Below are 19854 nucleotides of genomic sequence, written 5' to 3' on the forward strand. Positions count from 1 at the left end.
CTGCGCAGGATTGAATTTGCCGCACGCCAGACCGTCAATAACAGGCCCGACCTCGTCAGCACGAGGCCGGGCCTGTTTGCGTGTGGCCAATAGACGGACGACCGGACTGGCGCCACACTCACACAACAGCAACACTCATCACCACCCGATACACACAGAGGATTCCCACATGCTATGGAAAAAAGGCCGACGCAGTGACAACGTCGTCGATGCCCGTGGTGATGATGCCGGCGGTGGCGGCGGCATGCGTTTCGGCGGTGGCAAAGGCCTGAGTCTGGGGGCCATTCTGCTGATCGTCGGTATCGGCTGGATCACCGGGCAGGATCCGCTGCAGATCCTCGGCCAACTCGCCGGGCAATCGGGGCAACAAGCCGCACCGACTTCGCAAACCCGCCAGGCGCCGCCGGCCAATGATGAACAGGCCGAATTCGTCCGCTCGATCCTTGGCGACACCGAAGACACCTGGGGCGCGATTTTCCAGCAGGCCGGGCGGCAATATAAAGATCCGACCCTGGTGCTGTTCAGCAATCGGGTCAATTCCGCCTGCGGTCTGGCAACCTCGGCCACCGGCCCGTTCTATTGCCCGGCGGACCAGAAGGTCTATCTGGACATGGCGTTCTTCCAGGAAATGTCACAACGCTTCAAGGCTGCCGGCGACTTTGCCCAGGCCTACGTGATCGCTCACGAAGTCGGACACCACGTGCAGACTCTTCTCGGCGTCTCGGCGAAAATTCAGACAGCCCGTCAACAAGGCCGGCAGATGGAAGGCGACGGCGGTTTGCTGGTGCGTCAGGAATTGCAGGCCGACTGCCTCGCCGGCGTCTGGGCCAACAACGCGCAAAAGCGCCTGAACTGGCTGGAACCGGGCGACATCGAAGAAGCTTTGAACGCGGCCAACGCCATCGGTGATGATCGCCTGCAACAACAGGGTCAGGGCCGTGTGGTGCCGGACTCGTTTACCCACGGTACGTCGGCGCAAAGGGTGCGCTGGTTCAAAACCGGATTCGCGCAGGGCCAGGTCGGCCAGTGCGACACCTTCGCGGCGAAAAACCTGTAAATGCATAAATGGCTTTTGGCGTTACTGATCGTTGGCAGCACTGCGCAAGCCGCCGGTGTCGATGCGATCAGCCCCGGTCGTTTGCAACTCAAGGCCGGGGAAATGGCGGTGGGCATCGGGCCTGCGCCGGAGAAAATCGAGCGCGTGCTGATCGTCATTCATGGCCGTTTGCGCAACGCCGAGACCTATCGCAAAAGCGCCGAGAGCGCGGCCGAGCTGGCGGGGCAAAGCGCGCACACCTTGGTGATCGCCCCGCAGTTTCTCAATGAGAGTGATGTCGCACTGTATTCGCTACCGGCGACCGTGCTGCGCTGGCAGGGCAACGAGTGGATGGGCGGCGGGTTATCCACAGGTCCGAATCCGTTGAGTTCCTATGCGGCGCTCGATGAGATCGTCGGACGGATCACCGACCGCAAACAGTTTCCGGACGTGAAGCAGATCGTGATCTTCGGCCACTCCGGTGGCGGTCAGGTGGTGCAGCGTTATGCCCTGCTCGCCAAGGATCAGCCGGCGCTGAAGGCCAACGGCATCCGCTTGCGCTACGTGGTCGCCAATCCTTCGTCGTATGCGTATTTCAATGAACAACGGCCGGTGGCGTTCGATCATGCCAAGTGCGTGGGCTTCAATCGCTGGAAGTACGGTCTGTCAGACATGCCGGTGTACGCCGGTGGGCAAACGCCGTTGCAGCTTGAGAGCAGTTACGTCAAACGCGAGGTGATTTATTTGCTTGGGCAGCAGGACACCGATCCCAAGCATCCGGCACTGGACAAGCGTTGTGAAGCCGAGGCGCAGGGTGCGTATCGCCTGGAGCGTGGCAAGCTGTACTTCGGTTATTTGCTGCGTCGGCATCCGGAAGGGGTCAATCAACGACTGGTCGAGGTGCCCGGGGTTGGGCATAACGGCGATGGCATGTTGACGTCGCCGGAGGGGCAGAAGGCGTTGTTCGAATAAGTTTTGTGCTGATTGATCTGACGTCATCGCGAGCAGGCTCACTCCTACAGGGGGAAGGCATTCCAATTGTAGGAGCGAGCCTGCTCGCGAAGGGGCAGCTCAGGCACCGAAGATTTCAGGCCAGAAGCATCCGCCGCAACTCGACACAATCCTGCGCATGCCAGTCGGTCAGCTCCGGCCATGGGTTATCCGGCAGATTCACCAGCACCGTCCGCGCGCCCGCCGCTCGCCCGCAATCCAGATCAAAACGGTAATCACCGACCATCACCATCTCGCTGGCCGGTACTTGCCAGGCGTCTGCCAGTTTCAGCAAACCACCCGGATGCGGTTTCGGCGGTGCTTCATCGCGGCCCAACACATCCTCCACCGCGAAGCAGTCAGCCAGGCCGATCGCCTCCAGCGTCACATGCGCCAGTTCCCGCGCATTGCGGGTCAGAATGCCGAGGCGATAACCGCGCGCGTGCAGATCACGCACCAGCTCTACCGCCCCATTGGCCGGGGTCGAACCCAGCGCCAGATCCCGTTCGTGCTCAAGCAACCAGGCATGCTTGGCCGCCGCCTCTTGCGCCGGCAATGCCGCCAGATGAGTGAGGATGTCGTCCTCCGGCGGAATCGCCAGTGCCACGCGAATCGCCGCAAAATCATGCACGGCGACGGTCAGCGTGCCGTCCATGTCGAACACCCAGTGCTTCACATCCTTCAGGCTCATGCCCAATCCTTGCGATGACGGATCAAGCCTTCCTGCGTCACCGAAGCCACCAGTTGCCCGGCGCGGTTGTACACGCTGCCACGGGAGAAACCGCGGGAGTTGCCGGCCCATGGACTGTCCATTGCATAAAGCAACCAGTCATCGGCGCGCAAATCGTTGTGGAACCACAACGCGTGATCGAGGCTGGCGACCTGCATGTCTTTCTGCCAGACCGATTTGCCGTGGGGCAGCATCGAGGTGGTCAGCAGACCGAAGTCCGAGGCGTAGGCCAGCAAGTATTTGTGCAGCGCCGGAATGTCGGCCAATGCGCCGTCGGCGCGGAACCACACATATTTCACCGGATCGGCCGGTTGCGGGTTGTATGGGTCTTTTTCGGTGACCGGGCGCACTTCGATCGGCTTCGGGCACAGCAGTTTTTCGCGCATGTGTTCCGGAATCAAATGCGCGCGTTGCTGGGTCAACTCCAGCTCCGACGGCAGGTTTTCCGGACCGACCACGACCGGCATCTGGCTCTGGTGCTCGAAGCCGGCCTCGTCGTATTGAAACGAAGCGCTGCAGGTGAAAATCGGATGGCCCTTCTGGATCGCCGTGACGCGGCGCGTGCTGAAACTGCCGCCATCGCGCACGCGATCAACCGAATAGACCACCGGCAACTTGGCATCGCCCGGACGCAGGAAATAACCGTGCATCGAATGCACATGGCGCGTTTCTTCAACCGTCTGACTGGCCGCCGACAGCGACTGACCGAGCACCTGACCACCGAACAACTGACGGAACCCCAGATCCTGGCTACGGCCACGGAACAGGTTTTCTTCGATCGGTTCCAGGGTCAGCAGGTCGACCAGATCTTCCAACACTTGGCTCATTCAGACTCTCCTCACACAAAGCTATGCCGCGCAGTCTTGGCTGCGGCGGGCGATTCAGGTTCTGGCGCGGGCCAATGATATGGCGGCCATTGTAAACGTCCGTGTCGGCTTAGCCATGCAAGGTTTGCAGCCATTGTTCCCGGGTGATGCGGTACAGCACATGCCTGCGTAACGGATGATCGACAGCAAGCTTGGGGTGATCGAAATCATCGTCCGGGGCGTGATGCATGCCGATCGCCTGCATGACTTTCTCCGAAGGCAGATTGGTTTGCGCGGTGAAGGAGACGATTTGCTTCAAGGCCAAGCGGTCAAAGCCTGCGCGCAACGCGGTCCACGCCGCTTCACTGGCATAACCCAGGCCCCAATGCTCCTTGGCCAGACGCCAGCCGATCTCCACCGCCGGGGTGAACGGGGCATCGAAGCCGACCACGCCAAGCCCGGTGAAACCGATGAATTCGCCGCTGTCCTTGCGCTCCAGCGCCCACAAGCCGAAACCGTGCTCGGCAAAATGCCCGCGCACCCGACCGATCATCGACGCGCTTTCCAGTCGGCTCAACGGTGCCGGAAAGTAGCGCATCACCTGCGGATCGGCGCACATCGCCGCAAATGCCGGCAAATCTTCGTCCTGCCACTGACGCATCAGCAAGCGCGCGCTTTCAAGTTCCAGTATCGGCTCCATCGGCCCCCTCCGTTTCCATGCCGCAAGTCTACATCGCTGGTAGGATCCTTCACTCTTTCCAACGTTCCTACATGAAACCGCCATGCCACTGCCGCTGATCTACCACGAAGACTACAGCCCCGAGTTTCCGGCGGATCACCGCTTTCCGATGGACAAGTTTCGTCTGCTGCGCGATCACCTGGTCGACAGCGGTCTGACCCGTGATGCCGATCTGCTGCGCCCCGAGATCTGTCCCAACGACATCCTCGCCCTCGCCCATGACCGTGCGTATATCGAACGCTACATGAGCGGCGAGTTGTCACGCGAAGACCAACGGCGCCTCGGCCTGCCATGGAACGAAGCCTTGGCGCGACGTACGGTGCGGGCCGTCGGCGGTTCGATTCTGGCGGCGGAGAAAGCCCTGGAGCACGGTCTGGCCTGTCACCTGGCCGGCGGCACCCATCACGCGCATTACGACTATCCGGCGGGCTTCTGCATCTTCAATGACCTGGCGATCATCAGCCATTACCTGCTGCAAAGCGGCCGGGTGAATCGCGTGCTGATCTTCGATTGCGATGTGCATCAGGGCGATGGCACCGCGCGGATCCTGCATGACACGCCGGAGGCGATTACCGTTTCCCTGCACTGCGAGAAGAATTTTCCTGCACGCAAAGCCGAAAGTGACTGGGATATTCCGCTGCCCAAAGGCATGGGCGATGCTGATTACCTGAAAGTGGTCGATGACACGCTCAACTATTTGCTGCCGCTGTATCAACCGGATCTGGTGCTGTATGACGCCGGTGTCGACGTGCACAAGGATGATGCCCTCGGTTATCTGCAACTGACCGACGAAGGCGTCGCCGCCCGCGATGAAAGCGTGATGCGCCATTGCCTTGGCCGCGACATTCCAGTGATGGGCGTAATCGGCGGCGGCTACAGCAAGGATCGCCATGCTCTGGCCCGCCGCCACGGCATCCTGCATCACAGCGCGCAACGGGTCTGGCAGTCACACGGTTGTCATTGAGCTGTGCTGCGTTACCCACAATCGCTGTGGAACGGCCTGTGGATAACCTGAGTGAAAGGGACTGCAGGCCATGCTGGCTATACCGTCCAGCACTGTGGTTGTTTTTCAACCAATCGCTGTAGGAGCTGCCGCAGGCTGCGATCTTTTGATCTTGATCTTTAAAAACAAGATCAAAAGATCGCAGCCTGCGGCAGCTCCTACAAAGATCCCGGCTGTTAGAATGCGCGCCTTATCCCGCCATACCGCAGCGCACGCCATGACCCAGAACTCCGCCTCCTCCCCCGCTCACGTCGCCATCATCGGCGGTGGCCCTGCCGGCCTGATGGCCGCTGAAGTGCTGAGCCAGGCCGGCATTCGCGTCGATCTCTACGACGGCATGCCCTCGGTGGGTCGCAAGTTTCTACTGGCTGGTGTCGGCGGCATGAACATCACCCACTCCGAAGCCTACCCGGCGTTTCTCTCGCGCTACGCCGAACGCGCGCCGCAAATCGCCCCGCTGCTGCGCGGCTTCGACGCCGATGCGCTGTGCAAATGGATTCACGATCTGGGCATCGAAACCTTCATCGGCAGCTCCGGCCGGGTGTTCCCTACGGACATGAAAGCCGCGCCGCTGTTGCGCGCCTGGCTCAAGCGTCTGCGCGACAGTGGCGTGGTTATCCACACCCGCCATCGTTGGCTCGGTTGGGATGAACACGGCGCGCTGCGCATCGACAGCCCCGATGGCGAAATCACCGTAAAACCCGCCGCCACCCTGCTCACCCTCGGCGGTGGCAGTTGGGCGCGCCTCGGCTCCGACGGTGCATGGATGCTCGCACTGGAGCAGCGCGGGGTAGGACTGGCGCCGTTGCAGCCGAGTAATTGCGGCTTCGAGGTGCAGGCCTGGAGCGAGTTGATGGTCAGAAAATTCGCCGGCGCGCCGCTGAAAAACATCGCCATCGGTCTGAACGACGACATTCCACGCTTGGGCGAATGCGTGATCACCGCGACCGGGATTGAAGGCAGTCTGATTTATGCGTTGTCGGCGCCGATCCGTGAGGCGATCCATCAGTACGGTGCAGCGACCCTTCACATCGATCTGCTGCCCGGCCGACCTGTGGATAAATTGCAGGCGGCGCTGAGCAAACCACGGGGTTCGCGTTCGATGGCCAAGCACCTGCACAGTCAGATCGGGATTGATGGCGTGAAAGCAGCATTGCTGCGTGAACTGACTGACGCGGCGACCTTCGCCGATCCGGCACTGCTGGCGCGGGCGATCAAGGCGCTGCCACTGACATTGGTGAAAACCCGTCCACTGGACGAGGCAATCAGCAGTGCCGGGGGCGTGACGTTCGAGGCGATGGACGAGCGGCTGATGCTCAAGGCGTTGCCGGGGGTGTTCTGTGCGGGCGAGATGCTCGATTGGGAAGCGCCGACGGGCGGCTATTTGCTGACGGGGTGTTTTGCCAGCGGGCGGGCTGCAGGGTTGGGGATTGTGCAGTGGCTGAAAAGCTAAACCCTCACCCCAGCCCTCTCCCAGAGGGAGAGGGGGCCGACCGAGGTGTCTGACGCCATACATCGACCTGAAACACCGAGTCGATTATGGATTCGGCCAGCCAACCGAAGTGTCTGGCGAAGGCCCTGTCGCTTATGGATTCACAACAGAAGAATCAGGTCGGCGTACTTCGCAAGCATCCCCCAATCAGTCCCCTCTCCCTCCGGGAGAGGGTTAGGGTGAGGGGCTTTTTGACTTAAGGCTTGCGCTTACGCGGCCCGGTGTTGAACACCGGCACTTTACGCACAGGCTTGATCGAAGGCTCCGGCGCTTGGGTCTCGCCGCTGTCGACCCACTTACCGAGATTGCGCTTACCGCCACCGCCAGAGGTTTTGGGTTTTTTCGGCTTCTTCGGCTTCTTGATCACCTGACCGCTGGCATCGGTGTCCGGCACGCGGTGCTCAGGCTCGAAGTCCGGCTCGTTCTGACGCTTCAGCGTCTGACGCGTCAGCATCTCGATCGCCGACAACATGTTCACTTCATCGGCACACACCAGCGAGATCGCCTCGCCCGTAGCGCCAGCGCGGCCGGTACGACCGATCCGGTGAATGTAATCCTCAGCCACAATCGGCAGATCGAAGTTGATCACCAACGGCAGGTCTTCGATATCCAGACCACGAGCGGCAACGTCGGTTGCGACCAGAATCTGCACTTCACTGAGTTTGAAACGATCCAGCGCACGCTGACGGGTGGCCTGCGGTTTGTCGCCATGGATACCGTCGGCATTCACGCCCAGACCCTGAAGTTTTTCCACCAGCGCATCAACACCGTTGCGGGTCTTGGCGAACACCAGCACCTGCTTCCACTTGTTCTTGCGCATCAAGTGCACGAACAGTTCAGCCTTGCGCTTCTTGTCCACCGTCACCACCCATTGCTTGACGGTGTTGGCGGCGACGTTGCGCGGGCTGACTTCTACAGTCAGTGGATCGTCGAGCATTTGCCCGGCAAGCAGGCGGATGTCATCAGAGAACGTCGCGGAAAACAGCAGCGTCTGACGCTTCTTCGGCAGTGCGCGGTAAATGTTCGACAGTTCTTCGGAGAAACCCAGATCGAGCATCCGATCGGCTTCGTCGAGCACCAGCGTTTGCAGCTGATTGAATTTCAGTGCCTTCTGGCGGAACAGGTCGAGCAAGCGCCCCGGCGTTGCCACCAACAGATCAACACCACCGCGCAGCTTCATCATTTGCGGGTTGATGCTGACGCCGCCATACACCGCGTAAGTGCGCAGCGGCAGGTTTTCGGCGTACTGGCGCACGGCTTCGTGAACCTGCTCGGCAAGCTCGCGGGTCGGAACCAGAATCAGTGCGCGCACCGAGTTGGCGGCGACTTTCGGCCCTTCCATAGCCAGCAACTGCAGCAGTGGCAAGGCGAAACCGGCGGTTTTGCCGGTGCCGGTCTGGGCCGCTGCCATCAGGTCACGACCGGCCAGCACGGCCGGGATGGCTTGCGCCTGAACCGGCGTCGGGGTCTGGTAGCCGAGCTTCTCGAGGGAGCGCAGCAAGGGTTCGATCAGGCCAAGGGTGGCGAAAGTCATGGGAGTACCGTAGGAAAAAATAACGCAGGCATGCAATGCCGCGCAGTTTACCCTAATTCGTACGCTGTTCTTCGCGAACGGCTGTCGGCGCGGCGACTGGCGGCTGTGGCGGGCGGCGCCACTGCGGCAAACCAATCAACACCACGGCACTGATGATCACCAGCATCGCCAGCGCTTCTTCGACCCCGATGGTCTCGCCCACAAACACGATCCCCAGCAACACCGCGACTGCCGGGTTGACGTAGGCATAACTGGTCGCCGCCGCCGGACGCACGTGCTTGAGCAAATACATGTAGGAATTGAACGCGATGATCGAGCCGAAGAAGATCAGGTACGCCAGCGCCAGCCAGCCCTCAACCGGCGGCACAGCTTGCAGGTGTTCACCACTCGCGGCGCTACCGATCAGCAGCACCACACCGCCGACCAGCATTTCCACCGCACTGGCCATCGCGCCCTGCGGCAACGGCAGATGTCTGCTCCACACCGAACCGAACGCCCAGGTCGCCGCAGCGAAAATCAGCAGCGCCGCGCCCGTCGGACTCGATTGCAGGTTGGAGCCCATATTGAGCATGGCGATACCGATAATCCCCAACACCACCCCCGCCCACTCGAGCCGAGTATTACGCGCGCCCCAGAAATACCCGCAAAGCAATGTGAACAACGGCACCGTCGCCACCGCCAATGCCGCCACACCTGAAGCAACGCCCGTGTGCTCGGCCACACTCACCGCGCCGTTACCGAAGCTGAGCAGCAAAATGCCGATGATCCCCGCCGCTTTCCACTGCGCCCAGGTCGGCGCCGGTGCCCCGCGCCAGCGCAGGAAGGCGTACATCAGGCTGCCGGCAATCACGAAGCGCACCCCGCCCAGCATCAGCGGCGGCCAGTACTCGACGCCGAGGCGAATCACCAGGTAGGTCGATCCCCAAATCACGTACAGCGCGAAAAACGCGGCGATCAACGGCAAGGAAAAACGGCGCAAGGCAGGCATGGGCAGCTCGAATGTCAGAGGTAGCGGATGAATTATTCTAGAAAGGCCGGCGAGCAAAAATAAGTTACAAAACCTGTTTATCTCGCCGGTACACTTTGGAAATCACGGAGATCGACGGGATAAACCACGATTTCGAAAGTCTGGCATTTTCAGGAGTACGGCCTTGGACAAATACGACCGCATGCTGCTCAGCGCCCTACTCGAAAACGGTCGCGCGTCCTACGCCGATCTGGCGCGCAAGGTGAACCTTTCCGCCCCCGCCGTCGCCGAGCGCGTGGCCAAGCTTGAGGCATCCGGGGTGATCACCGGCTATGAGGCGAAAATCGACCTATCGAAAATCGGCTTGCCGATCCAGTGCATGATCGAATTGCGCCTGCACCAGAACGGCAGTCAGAAGGTCTACGACGAACTGGTAAAAATCCCGCAACTCACCGAGTGTTTTCGAGTGACGGGCGATCCGTGCGTGATGATGAAGGGAGCGGTGGGCTCGATGCCCGAGCTTGAGGAGTTGATCAATCGGGTGGCGAAGTTCGGGTTCAGCAAGACGTCGATTGTGTTGTCGAGCGCCATCGAAAAACGCGTGCCGCTCGGCCAGATCGAAGGCAACGGCAAATCCTGAGGATGATGATGCCCCCCTGTGGGAGCGAGCCTGCTCGCGAAAACGGTGTATCAGGCAACATCCATGTTGAATGAAAAACCGCTTTCGCGAGCAGGCTCGCTCCCACAGGGATTTTGTGTGGGGCGCGGGGTCAGCGAAAGCGCTGCAAGTGTTCCGTGACTTTGGCGGCAGGTACTTTCTGCAATTTGCACAGCAGATCATGCGATAGCTCGCGCACGCCGTGCTTGTGCCGCAGTTCTTCCGCCAGATGCGCCATCAGGTTGGCCGCCATCTCGGCATCGGCCATGGCCCGGTGAGCCTGGCCGGTGTGCGGCAGGCGCGCGAACGTGGTGAGCGTACCGAGCTTGTGATTCGGCGCCGCCGGCATCAGGCGCCGGGCGAGCAGCAGTGAACAGGCAAAATTCTGCAACCGCGTACGCTTGATTCGCCCCAGCTCAAAGTCCCAGAACTTCTGGTCGAACGAAGCGTTGTGCGCGACCAGCGGCGTGCAGCCGACGAATTCGTTGACCTCTTCCATCACCCGCTCGGCTGGGGGTGCGGTGCGCAGCATGGCGTTGCTGATGCCGGTCAATTGTTCGATGAAGGCCGGGACGCGCACGCCGGCATTCATCAGGCTTTGGTAACGCTCGACGATACGGCCGTTTTCCAGCATGACCACGGCGATTTCCGTGGCGCGGCAGCTGCTGTTCGGCGAGAGGCCGGTGGTTTCAAAGTCGATGACTGCAATGCGTTCCAAACCGGGTTCAACTCCGTACAAATCAATTCTTCAGTCGCTGTTCAATTCTTCAGCAGCAGCGCGCCTTCGATCGGCACGTAACGGCTGGCAGCGCGGATCAGCGAGTTGGCGGTCAGGCCCGGCACGCCGTAGGCGACCGCTTGCACGCCGTGTTTGCTGATGATGCGTTCGAGCAGCATGTCGAAATCGCCGTCACCGGAGGCCAGGACGATTTCGTCGACGTGGTCGGCGGCGTCCATGATGTCGAGGGTGATGCCCACGTCCCAGTCGCCCTTGGCCGAGCCGTCGCTGCGCTGGATGTACGGTTTGAGCTTCACGGTGAAGCCGAGGTTGCGCAGGATCTGCTGGAACTGCTGCTGTTTGCTGTCACCACGGTCGATGGCGTAGGCGTAGGCCTCGACGATCTGCCCGTCCTTGCTGATGTCTGCCCACAATGCGGCGTAGTTGAAGTGACAACCATAGGCCTGACGCACGGTGTAGTAGAGGTTCTGCACGTCGGCGAACACTGCGATTTTTTTCACCGGAGTTCCTGTGGGCGCGCAAGCGCACGAAGCGGGATCAGGCGCCAGGCCCGAAAAAGGCGCTCAGTATGCCAGCCATCAGGAGGGTTCCGCGAATAATCGGCCCGGAGCCCTCAGGGGCTCCGGACGAATGGTGAATCAGACGAAGGAATCGTCGTCATCGAAGAACGATGAGCTGTCGTCGCTGTAGTCGGTGTCGGTGAACCCGCCCTGGTCATTGCCAGAGAAGCCGTTATCGGCCACACGCTGATCATCGCCCCAGCCGCTGTTGCTCTGGTCGGCGACCTGCGCCGGTTCTTCCTTGATCACTTCAACGATTTCTTCCGGCTGCTGATTGTGATGAAAGAGGCTGCTGATGCCCTGCGCCAGCATCACGCCGCCGGCCACACCGGCCGCGGTTTTCAAAGCGCCGCCGAGGAAGCTGCTGCCTGCTGCTGGAGTGGCTTGTTGTGCGTAGTTAGGTGGTGGGGCGCCGAAGTTCTGTTGTGGTGCCGGCGCCGCATAATTCTGCTGCGGGGCCGGTTCACGCCAACCGCCAGTGGATGCCGGGGCGGCACTCTGGGTCGGCGCCGGACGCGGGCTGCCACCAAAAATGCTCGACAGGAAACCGCCGCCACCGCTCGGCGCCGGTGCGGCACTCTGCGCCTTGGCCGATTGCAGTTCAGCCTGCAACTGCTGAACTTGTTGCGTCAGCTGCTTGTTCTGTTCATCGAGGCTCTTGAGCGCAGCCTCTTGCACCAGAATCGCCTGGGTCATGAAATAACCTGCAGCCGGTTGGCGGGTCAGGTGTTCCTTGATCCGCGCCTCAGCCTGGGCGTCGCGCGGGGCTGCCTCCGTTTCGGCCTGTTGCAGCCGGGAAAACAGTCCATCGATCAGGGTTTGCTCTTCGCTGTTCATGGCGACCTCGTAGATTGCCGGGGATAACATTGCCCTCGCCCACATTGGCCGAGGTGCTCTCCTGTAATGGAGACGGTGACAAAACGTTTCAATGACCTTTACCGAATGTTTACGTTTGTGTCGCGCCAGCCATCATCGGTTAAAGTGAGCCACTGTTTTCGACCTGCGATACCGACTGATGAATGCCCTCGAAGTGCTGCGCGACTCTCTGTATTTTTTCAAACGCCATTTGGGCAGCATCGTGCAGTTGTGCCTGCCGTTGGTGATTTTCGAAGCGTTCTTGCAACAAGTGGTCGATCGCGCCACCGGGCCGGAAAATATCTCGGCCATCAGTATCGTCGTCGGTCTGCTGGTGTATCCGCTGTACACCGCCGCGCTGATCCTGTTCCTCGATGCGCGCAGCCGTGGCGAGGCGCCGCGCAACCGTGACCTGCTGGCAATGGCCGCCACCCTGTGGCCACGTTTCGCTTTGCTCACGGCACTGAACACCTTGCTGATTTTGCTGGGCCTGTCGCTGTATTTCCTCCCGGGCCTGATGCTGATGGTCATGCTCGCGTTCGGCGAATACTTGCTGGTGCTGCGCGGCATGGGGCCCTTGCAGGCCATGAAAGAAAGCCTGCGCCTGACCCGTGGACACTTCTGGCGGATCCTGCTGTGCATTCTCTGTGTGATGACACCGCTGTGGTTGCTCAAAGGCGCGACATTGGCGGTGTACCCCGAGCCGCAGAATCCGCTGATTGCCGTACTGATCGACAGTGCTCACAGCTTCCTGCAACTGTTTACCAGTGTGGTGTTGTTCCGCTTGTTCATGCTGATCAGCGAATTGCCTGACAAACGTGACAGAGCCGTCTGATGGCACTGTGCTTGGGCTTCGAGTCGACCGTCAGGTATGCTCGGGGCCACTTTCTGTAACGCTATAAGCCGAGCCATGACCCGTCTACTGCGCTACACCCTGCTGCTTGTCGTGCTCGCCATCGCCCTGATCGGCGGGCTGCTGTTCAGCCTGACCTGGCGCCCTGACGCCCGCGAAACCCTGCCGGTCAGTTGCACCGCCACACCACCGACGCTGGTGCCGGGCCAGGCGCTGAAAGTCATGACCTGGAACGTGCAGTACCTGGCCGGCAAGCGTTACGTGTTCTGGAATGATCTGGCCGAGGGCACGGATGAAGCGCCAACCCTGGAAGACATGGCCTTCAGCCTCGACGAAGTGGCCCGGGTGATCCGTGACGAGCAGCCCGACGTGGTGCTGCTGCAGGAGCTCGATGACGGCGCCAAGGCCAGCGACTATCAGGACCAGCTCAAGCTGTTGCAGGAACGCGTCGCCGACCTGTATCCGTGCAGCGCCAGCACGTTTGACTGGAAAGCCGAGTTCGTCCCTGATCGACACATCTTCGGCAGCGTTGGCCGCCAGTTGGCAACCCTGAGCCGCTACCGCATCGAACACGCCGAACGCCTGCAATTGCCGGTCGCCACGACTGACTTCATCAGCCGTCAGTTCCAGCCGAAAGACGCCCTGCTCGCGACCAAACTGCCCCTGAGTGACGGCGGACAGCTCACCGTGTTCAACACCCACCTTGAGCGCGCCAGCAAACCGGATGACACCGCGCAGGCACAAGTGACCGCCGTGGCCAAAGTGCTCGACAAGTACGAAAGCCAGGGCCTGCCGTGGTTGATCGGTGGCGACTTCAACCTGCTGCCGCTCGGCCAGTTTCGTCGCCTCCCCGCCGAGCAGCGTACGCCCTACTCCGCCGACAGCGAATTGCATCTGCTGTGGGACAAATACCCGATGATCCCGACCAACAACGAAGCCAGCGGCATCGACCGTGCGCAGTGGTTGACCCACTACCCCAACGACCCCGGCCTGAATGGCCCGGATCGCACAGTCGACTATCTGTTTTACAGCCCGAAGATCAAACGGGTGGAAGCGATGGTGCGCCAGGACGATACGTTGCGCATTTCCGATCACTTGCCGGTGATTGCGCGCTTCCTGCTGCCGGCGGCGCCCTAGGCAGGGCCGAGGAACATCGACTCGTCGCCCCGAATTCACGATATGGAATCCCATGAAAATCTTATTGGTGTGCAAGGACATTGGTGGTTACGCGCGCAAACTGGCTGACTATCTGAGGATCGACAATGAGGTGTGTTTCATCGATACATCATCGACGCAGAACAGCTTTGATCGAGCGCCGAAGATCCTGCGCCGCCCGCTTAAACGCTGGGCGCAGTTACGCCAGTTCAAGAAGAGTATCGGTGCATCAGGGCGCTTTGACGTTGCGTTGATCATCAACCCGGCACAAATCGATCCCCGGCAACTGAGCGCTGGCCTCAATGCCAGCGAACACAAAATCGCCTACCTCTACGACAGTTTCAGTCGCTGGCCGATGACCCGCGAAGCCCTTGCCGCCTATGACGAGGTGTTTTCCTTCGACCCGGAAAATGCCCAGAGCCACGGCCTGAAAAAGCTCTACAACTTCATCTACGACGACTACATCGCCGACGGCGAACCCGGTGAATACTCGGCGTTTGTGGTAATGGCGGGCAAGGATCGGGTGCCAGCACTTGAGGGCCTGGCGCAGGCATTCGATCGTCTCGGGGTGACTGATTACAAGTTTTTGGTGCAGTGCAAACCGATTGCGGGCGCCCATCCGGGCATCACTTTCTTTGAGCAAAGAATGTCACTGGCGTCTGTCGGCGAACTGGTCAAGCGCTCGCGGATCATTCTGGACATTTCCAAACCCGGCCAGACCGGGTTGAGCTTCCGGTTCTTTGAAGCCATGGCTGCACGGAAAAAAGTCATCACCACCAACAAGAGCGTGGTCGACTATGACTTCTACAACCCGGCGAACATTCTGGTCATCGATGAGGCCAACCCGGTGATTCCGGAACAGTTCATTACTGATCCGTATGTCGATATCCCTGAACCCATTTACCAGAAATACACTTTGCAGGGTTGGGTCAAAACCGTGTTCGCCCGCCCCTGAACTGACTTCGCCCCCCTGCACCACAAAACCCTGTAGGAGCTGCCGAAGGCTGCGATCTTTTGATCCTGCCGCTAAAAAACCAAAAATCGCAGCCTTCGGCAGCTCCTACGGGTTCGGTGTCAGATCTGAATCAATGCACTTCTTCCAGGTCGTCATGCAGCAATCCGAATATCTGCCGTTTCATGTCGATGAACGAGCGCTCCATGACCATGTCGAGTGAGCGCGGGCGTTCGATCGGCACATCGAGTATCTGTTTGATCCGCCCGGGTTTGGCGCCCATCACATAGACCCGGTCACCGAGCAGAATCGCTTCGTCGATGTCATGGGTGACGAACAACACGGTCTTCTTGCTGTTGCCCCAGACCCGCAGCAACAACTGCTGCATCTGCAAACGCGTCTGGCTGTCGAGGGCACCGAAAGGTTCGTCCATCAGCAGAATCTGCGGATCATTGGCCAGTGCCCGCGCAATCGCTACGCGCTGCATCATCCCGCCCGACAGTTGCTTGGCGTAATTGTCGGCGAACCCGGCGAGGCCGACTTCGTTAACGTAGTAATCGACAATCTCCTTGCGCCGCGCCGCCGGCATGCCGCGGCGCTTGAGGCCGAACTCGACGTTTTGCCGCACCGTCAGCCACGGGAACAATGTGTAGCTCTGGAAGACCATGCCGCGATCCGCGCCGGGGCCTTGCACTTGCTGGCCGCCAACGTAGATCTCGCCGGACGTCGGTTCAGCCAGACCAGCGGTCAGGTACAACAGACTCGATTTACCGCAACCCGACGGCCCGACCAACACGGCGAATTGCTGATCCGGCACCTCGAACGACACCTCTTCCAGCGCCGTAAAGGTCCCGCCGTCAGGCTTCTTGTAACGCAGGCTGACTTTATCCACCTGCAAGCGTGGCGCGGCTTGTGCCGGGGTCGCGACAGGTTCGATGAAACGATGATTGGCAGCAGTCACTGAGCCCATGCGGCAACCCTCAAGCGAAGAAAACGGAACAGTTGATCGGTGACCAGACCGAGCAGGCCGATGATCGCGATGGCGAGGAAAATCACATCCACCTGAAAGCCGCGCATGGCCTTCAGGCTCAGGTAACCCAAACCGCTGGAAGCGGCGACCAGTTCAGCCACCACCAGATAGGTCCAGGCCCAGCCCATGGTCACGCGCAAGGTGTCGAGTACACCGGGCACCGAGGCCGGCGCGATCACATGCAACACCGCATCACGGCGACTGGAGCCCAGGGTGTAGGAGGCGTTGATCAGGTCCTTGGAAATGCCCTTCGAGACGTCGGCAATCATCACCAGTTGCTGAAAGAACACACCGAAGATAATCACCGACACGCGCTGCTCCAGACCGATGCCGATCCACAAGATGAACAGCGGCACAAACGAGGTCACCGGCAAGTAACGAATGAAGTTCACCAGCGGTTCAAGGAACGCCTGAACAATGCGGAAGCTGCCCATCAGCAACCCCAACGGCACCGCCACCAGCGACGAAACAATGAAGCCGACCATCACCACTTCGACGCTGGCCCAGACATGCGTGCCCAGCGTGCCGTCGCGGCCCAGGCGTACGGCGGCTTCAACCACCGCGCCCGGCGTCGGCAGGAACATCCCCGGGACAACGCCGCCGTAAGACAACCCGGCCCACAGGCCGACCAACAACACCCAGGCCAGACCGCTGGCGCTCCATACCACTTGCACCGGCAAAGCGGTTTTCGGCGTGAGGCTGCGGCTCAGCCACGAATTGCGCTTGAACATTGCAAACCTCCTAGAGCGGGCTGACGAAACGGTTGTCGACCAGTTCGTCGTTGCTGACGTTGTACGGTTTGCCCTGCAATTCGCTGGCGGTTTCGTTGGCCAGCTTGATCAGCGGGGCGCTGTCGCCCGGTTTGCCCGGCGAGCCGAGCAGTTTCTCGCTCATGGCTTGATCGTAGAAGCGCACGCCTTGTGCGGCGGCGGCCAGTTCCTTCGGATCAGACAGGTAACCGCCGACGCCTTTGGCCATGATTTTGTAGGCGTCTTCCGGATGGTCCTTGGTGTACTGCACGGCTTTGTACAAACCGGCGACCAGCGCCTTGACGTCTTGCGGCTGTTTTTCTATGACGCTGCAATTGAGCGCAACCACATCGACGATCACGCCCGGGGTACTGCTGCTGTCGATCAGCACTTTGCCTTGCTGCTTGTCGCGGACCATCGACAGGTGCGGCTCCCAAGTGACGGCGGCCGGCACGCGACCGGCGATGAACGCGGTGGCGGCATCGTCTGCGGTCATGTTCTGCACGGTGATGTCGCTCATCGTCATGCCATTCTTTTTCAGCAGGTACGAGAGCCAGAACTGCGAAGTGGAGCCTTCGTTGACCGCGACGGATTTGCCCTTGAGTTCCTGCAGGCTCTTCACATCTTTACCGACCAGCACGCCGTCACCGCCATGGCTGTCATCCAGCGCTGCGACTGCCTTGAAGCAGAACTGCGGGCGGTATTTGAGCACTTCATCGATGGTCGACGCCGAACCGGACAATTGCCCGGACGCCTGCGCGGCCATGTACATCGACGCTTCCTCGACCACCGGCAACTCGACGGTCAGGCCGTTTTCCTTGAAGTAGCCCAGATCCTGAGCCAGGTAAAGGGTGCCGTAGCCGACCCACGTGGTGTGGCCGATGGACAGGGTGCCGGCCTGGGCGCTGGTCGCGACCGTGGCGGCCAGGGCGGTGATTGCCAGTGGATGAGTAAGACGAATACACAAGGACTTGATCATGGAGCACTCCCGACGCTGTTGATTTAGTTTTGTCATGGGCAGTACGGTCGCCGGCCGTTGTGCAGTTGCTGCCGTTGGTCTCTCGCGGACGCTTGGGCGGACAACATTCGGCTGGCGGGCAAGTTCGATGGTGGCCCATGTGCGCGGTGAGGAAAATCAGGAAATTGTTGGCTGCAAATGATGAAAAAACTGGGTAGTGCGCACCGCTAAAGGGCGGGGATTGCGGGGGTGCGCAAGGTGGGTGCAGATCGGGGGGACGCCTGTGACTGACCCACCGCATTCGCGAGCAAGCTCGCTCCCACAATGATCTCGAGCGAACCCTGGATTTGTAGACACCACTGAATCTGTAGGAGTGAGCCTGCTCGCGATGGCGGTGTGTCAGACACAGATGTATTAACTGACAGACAGCTATCGCGAGCAGGCTCACTCCTACAGGGGATCTTCGGTGTGACATAGATCCAGTGTGGGAGCGAGCTTGCTCGCGAAGGGGGCGACTCGGTCTCAGCGCAACTGAAACCAGGTGGTTTTCAGCTGGGTGTATTTGTCGAACGAGTGCAGCGACAGATCGCGGCCGAAACCCGATTGTTTGCCGCCGCCAAAAGGCACCGTAACGTCCAGCGCATCCACCGTATTGACCGACACCGTGCCCGCGCGCAACTGCCGCGCCACGCGATGTGCGCGGTTGAGGTCATCGGTCCACAGCGAGGCCGCCAGTCCGTACACGCTGTCATTGGCCAAGCTGATCGCCTCGGCTTCATCATCGAACGGCATAACCGCCAGCACCGGCCCAAACACCTCGTCACGAAACAGCGGCATGTCGGTTGTTACACCGGTAAAAATGGTCGGCTCAATAAAATTATCCGAGCCGTTGAAGCGCCGCTGCTCCCCCCCACAAACACGCGTCGCCCCCGACTGCTCGGCACTGCGAATGAAGCGCATGATGCTCGCCGTCTGCTGGTGATCGACGATCGCGCCAGCACTGCTCTGCGGATCCAGCGGATCCCCCGGCAACCAACGCTCGGCCTGGGCTTTCAGGCGTTCGACAAACTCATCATGGATCGAACGCTGCACCAGCAAGCGCGAATTGGCCGAGCAGACTTCACCTTGATTGAAGAAAATCCCGAACGCCGCTTTCTCCGCCGCCAGATCCAGATCCTGACAATCAGCGAACACCAGATTGGCGCTCTTGCCACCGCACTCCAGCCACACCTGCTTGAGGTTTGATTGCGCGGAATACGCCATGAAATATTTGCCGACCTGAGTGGAGCCAGTGAACACCAGACAATCGACATCCGCGTGTAACCCCAACGCCTTGCCGGTCTGCTCGCCAAGCCCCGGCAAGACGTTCAACACACCCGCCGGCAGCCCCGCTTCCAGCGCCAGCTCAGCCAGACGCAAGGCCGAAAACGGTGACTGCTCGGCCGGTTTGAGAATCACCGAATTGCCCGCCGCCAATGCCGGCGCAAGCTTCCACGCCGCCATGTCCAACGGGAAATTCCACGGCACGACCGCCGCAACCACACCGAGCGCTTCACGGGTAATCGTCGCAAACACATTCGGCGCACTGGGCGCGACCTGATCGTAGAGCTTGTCGATGGCTTCGGCGTACCAACGGAACACCCCGGCGGCGCCGGGCACGTCGATGTTGTAAGCGTCCATCACCGGTTTGCCCATGTTCAGCGAGTCGAGCAAGGCCAGTTCTTCGCGATGACTCATCAGCAGATCAGCCAAGCGCAGCAGCACTTGCTTGCGTTCGGCCGGAGAACGTTGCGACCACGTACCGGCCTCAAACACCTGTCGCGCATTGCGCACGGCGGCGTCGACATCCGCCTCACCACACGCGGCGACATTCGCCAGGCATTGCCCGGTCGCCGGGTTGATCGCGGCGAAGGTCTGCCCCGATTGAGCGGCGCAATATTTGCCGTCGATCACGGCCTGGTCGGGAAACTTCAATGCAACGGCACGGCGCTGCCACTCTGCAAGCTCGAACACGACGGATGCTCCTGAGACGTTATTGTGAATCGATG

At 60.5% G+C, this 19854-nt stretch carries 20 protein-coding genes; 8 read left to right on the forward strand and 12 right to left on the reverse strand.

Annotated features, from left to right (window positions below; all coding sequences use genetic code 11):
* Positions 1-169 precede the first annotated feature (169 nt).
* Positions 170-1057: a neutral zinc metallopeptidase gene (locus P3G59_RS25195; RefSeq protein ID WP_277759392.1), complete on the forward strand. Its 888-nt coding sequence runs from the start codon at positions 170-172 to the stop codon at positions 1055-1057.
* The gene (locus P3G59_RS25200; RefSeq protein WP_277759393.1) at positions 1058-2008 is read left to right on the forward strand and encodes an alpha/beta fold hydrolase; all 951 of its coding nucleotides are present in this window, start codon (positions 1058-1060) and stop codon (positions 2006-2008) included. It abuts the gene before it with no gap.
* A gap of 115 nt (positions 2009-2123) precedes the next feature.
* On the opposite strand, the gene P3G59_RS25205 is transcribed toward P3G59_RS25200, so the two are convergent.
* The 3 genes from P3G59_RS25205 to P3G59_RS25215 all read right to left on the reverse strand — a co-directional run bounded on the left by P3G59_RS25205 (position 2124) and on the right by P3G59_RS25215 (position 4262).
* The gene (locus tag P3G59_RS25205; RefSeq protein WP_277759394.1) at positions 2124-2717 is read right to left on the reverse strand and encodes an HAD family hydrolase; all 594 of its coding nucleotides are present in this window, start codon (positions 2715-2717) and stop codon (positions 2124-2126) included.
* On the reverse strand, positions 2714-3583 hold the full coding sequence (gene tesB, locus P3G59_RS25210; RefSeq protein ID WP_277759395.1) for an acyl-CoA thioesterase II: 870 nt from the start codon (positions 3581-3583) through the stop codon (positions 2714-2716). The genes P3G59_RS25205 and tesB overlap by 4 nt, the downstream gene beginning before the upstream one ends.
* Before the next feature lie 109 nt (positions 3584-3692).
* Positions 3693-4262, reverse strand: a complete 570-nt coding sequence (locus P3G59_RS25215; protein WP_277759396.1) for a GNAT family N-acetyltransferase — start codon at positions 4260-4262, stop codon at positions 3693-3695.
* 82 nt (positions 4263-4344) lie between these two features.
* Here P3G59_RS25215 and P3G59_RS25220 point away from each other — a divergent pair, with 82 nt between their 5' ends.
* The gene (locus tag P3G59_RS25220; RefSeq protein ID WP_034153803.1) at positions 4345-5265 is read left to right on the forward strand and encodes a histone deacetylase; all 921 of its coding nucleotides are present in this window, start codon (positions 4345-4347) and stop codon (positions 5263-5265) included.
* Positions 5266-5521: 256 nt separating this feature from the next.
* Positions 5522-6757 (forward strand): TIGR03862 family flavoprotein, encoded by a 1236-nt coding sequence (locus P3G59_RS25225; RefSeq protein ID WP_277759397.1) that lies wholly within the window; start codon positions 5522-5524, stop codon positions 6755-6757.
* A gap of 235 nt (positions 6758-6992) precedes the next feature.
* Here the strand turns inward: P3G59_RS25225 and P3G59_RS25230 are convergent, their stop codons facing one another.
* Both P3G59_RS25230 and yedA read right to left on the reverse strand, forming a co-directional pair.
* Complete coding sequence (locus tag P3G59_RS25230) at positions 6993-8330, reverse strand: DEAD/DEAH box helicase (RefSeq protein WP_277759398.1); 1338 nt, start codon at positions 8328-8330, stop codon at positions 6993-6995.
* A gap of 52 nt (positions 8331-8382) precedes the next feature.
* Complete coding sequence (yedA, locus tag P3G59_RS25235; RefSeq protein ID WP_277759399.1) at positions 8383-9318, reverse strand: drug/metabolite exporter YedA; 936 nt, start codon at positions 9316-9318, stop codon at positions 8383-8385.
* A 163-nt stretch (positions 9319-9481) separates the two neighbouring features.
* Here yedA and P3G59_RS25240 point away from each other — a divergent pair, with 163 nt between their 5' ends.
* On the forward strand, positions 9482-9937 hold the full coding sequence (locus tag P3G59_RS25240; RefSeq protein ID WP_277759400.1) for an Lrp/AsnC family transcriptional regulator: 456 nt from the start codon (positions 9482-9484) through the stop codon (positions 9935-9937).
* Between the two features lie 130 nt (positions 9938-10067).
* Here P3G59_RS25240 and P3G59_RS25245 read toward each other — a convergent pair whose 3' ends face one another.
* From P3G59_RS25245 to P3G59_RS25255, 3 genes are all read right to left on the reverse strand, one after another.
* A complete protein-coding gene (locus P3G59_RS25245; protein WP_277759401.1) occupies positions 10068-10673 on the reverse strand; it encodes a 3'-5' exonuclease in 606 nt (201 codons plus the stop codon).
* Positions 10674-10714: 41 nt separating this feature from the next.
* Positions 10715-11194: an NYN domain-containing protein gene (locus P3G59_RS25250; protein WP_007949802.1), complete on the reverse strand. Its 480-nt coding sequence runs from the start codon at positions 11192-11194 to the stop codon at positions 10715-10717.
* A 138-nt stretch (positions 11195-11332) separates the two neighbouring features.
* Complete coding sequence (locus P3G59_RS25255) at positions 11333-12091, reverse strand: DUF2076 domain-containing protein (protein WP_277759402.1); 759 nt, start codon at positions 12089-12091, stop codon at positions 11333-11335.
* A 178-nt stretch (positions 12092-12269) separates the two neighbouring features.
* Between P3G59_RS25255 and P3G59_RS25260 the strand changes: the two genes are divergently transcribed.
* The 3 genes from P3G59_RS25260 to P3G59_RS25270 all read left to right on the forward strand — a co-directional run bounded on the left by P3G59_RS25260 (position 12270) and on the right by P3G59_RS25270 (position 15072).
* Positions 12270-12944 carry a YciC family protein gene (locus P3G59_RS25260; RefSeq protein WP_277759403.1) on the forward strand — a complete coding sequence of 225 codons (675 nt, stop codon included), beginning with the start codon at positions 12270-12272 and terminating at the stop codon, positions 12942-12944.
* A 75-nt stretch (positions 12945-13019) separates the two neighbouring features.
* Positions 13020-14099 (forward strand): endonuclease/exonuclease/phosphatase family protein, encoded by a 1080-nt coding sequence (locus P3G59_RS25265; RefSeq protein ID WP_277759404.1) that lies wholly within the window; start codon positions 13020-13022, stop codon positions 14097-14099.
* Positions 14100-14151: 52 nt separating this feature from the next.
* Complete coding sequence (locus tag P3G59_RS25270) at positions 14152-15072, forward strand: hypothetical protein (protein ID WP_277759405.1); 921 nt, start codon at positions 14152-14154, stop codon at positions 15070-15072.
* Between the two features lie 130 nt (positions 15073-15202).
* Here the strand turns inward: P3G59_RS25270 and P3G59_RS25275 are convergent, their stop codons facing one another.
* The 4 genes from P3G59_RS25275 to P3G59_RS25290 form a co-directional block, all read right to left on the reverse strand.
* Complete coding sequence (locus tag P3G59_RS25275; RefSeq protein WP_034153794.1) at positions 15203-16039, reverse strand: ABC transporter ATP-binding protein; 837 nt, start codon at positions 16037-16039, stop codon at positions 15203-15205.
* Entirely contained in the window at positions 16027-16830 is an 804-nt protein-coding gene (locus P3G59_RS25280) for an ABC transporter permease (protein ID WP_277759406.1), read from the reverse strand. The genes P3G59_RS25275 and P3G59_RS25280 overlap by 13 nt, the downstream gene beginning before the upstream one ends.
* A 10-nt stretch (positions 16831-16840) precedes the next feature.
* A complete protein-coding gene (locus P3G59_RS25285; RefSeq protein ID WP_277759407.1) occupies positions 16841-17827 on the reverse strand; it encodes an ABC transporter substrate-binding protein in 987 nt (328 codons plus the stop codon).
* 501 nt (positions 17828-18328) lie between these two features.
* Positions 18329-19819, reverse strand: a complete 1491-nt coding sequence (locus P3G59_RS25290) for an aldehyde dehydrogenase (RefSeq protein WP_277759408.1) — start codon at positions 19817-19819, stop codon at positions 18329-18331.
* Between the last annotated feature and the right edge of the window lie 35 nt (positions 19820-19854).

This window comes from Pseudomonas sp. A34-9, assembly GCF_029543085.1.
Lineage (GTDB): Bacteria > Pseudomonadota > Gammaproteobacteria > Pseudomonadales > Pseudomonadaceae > Aquipseudomonas.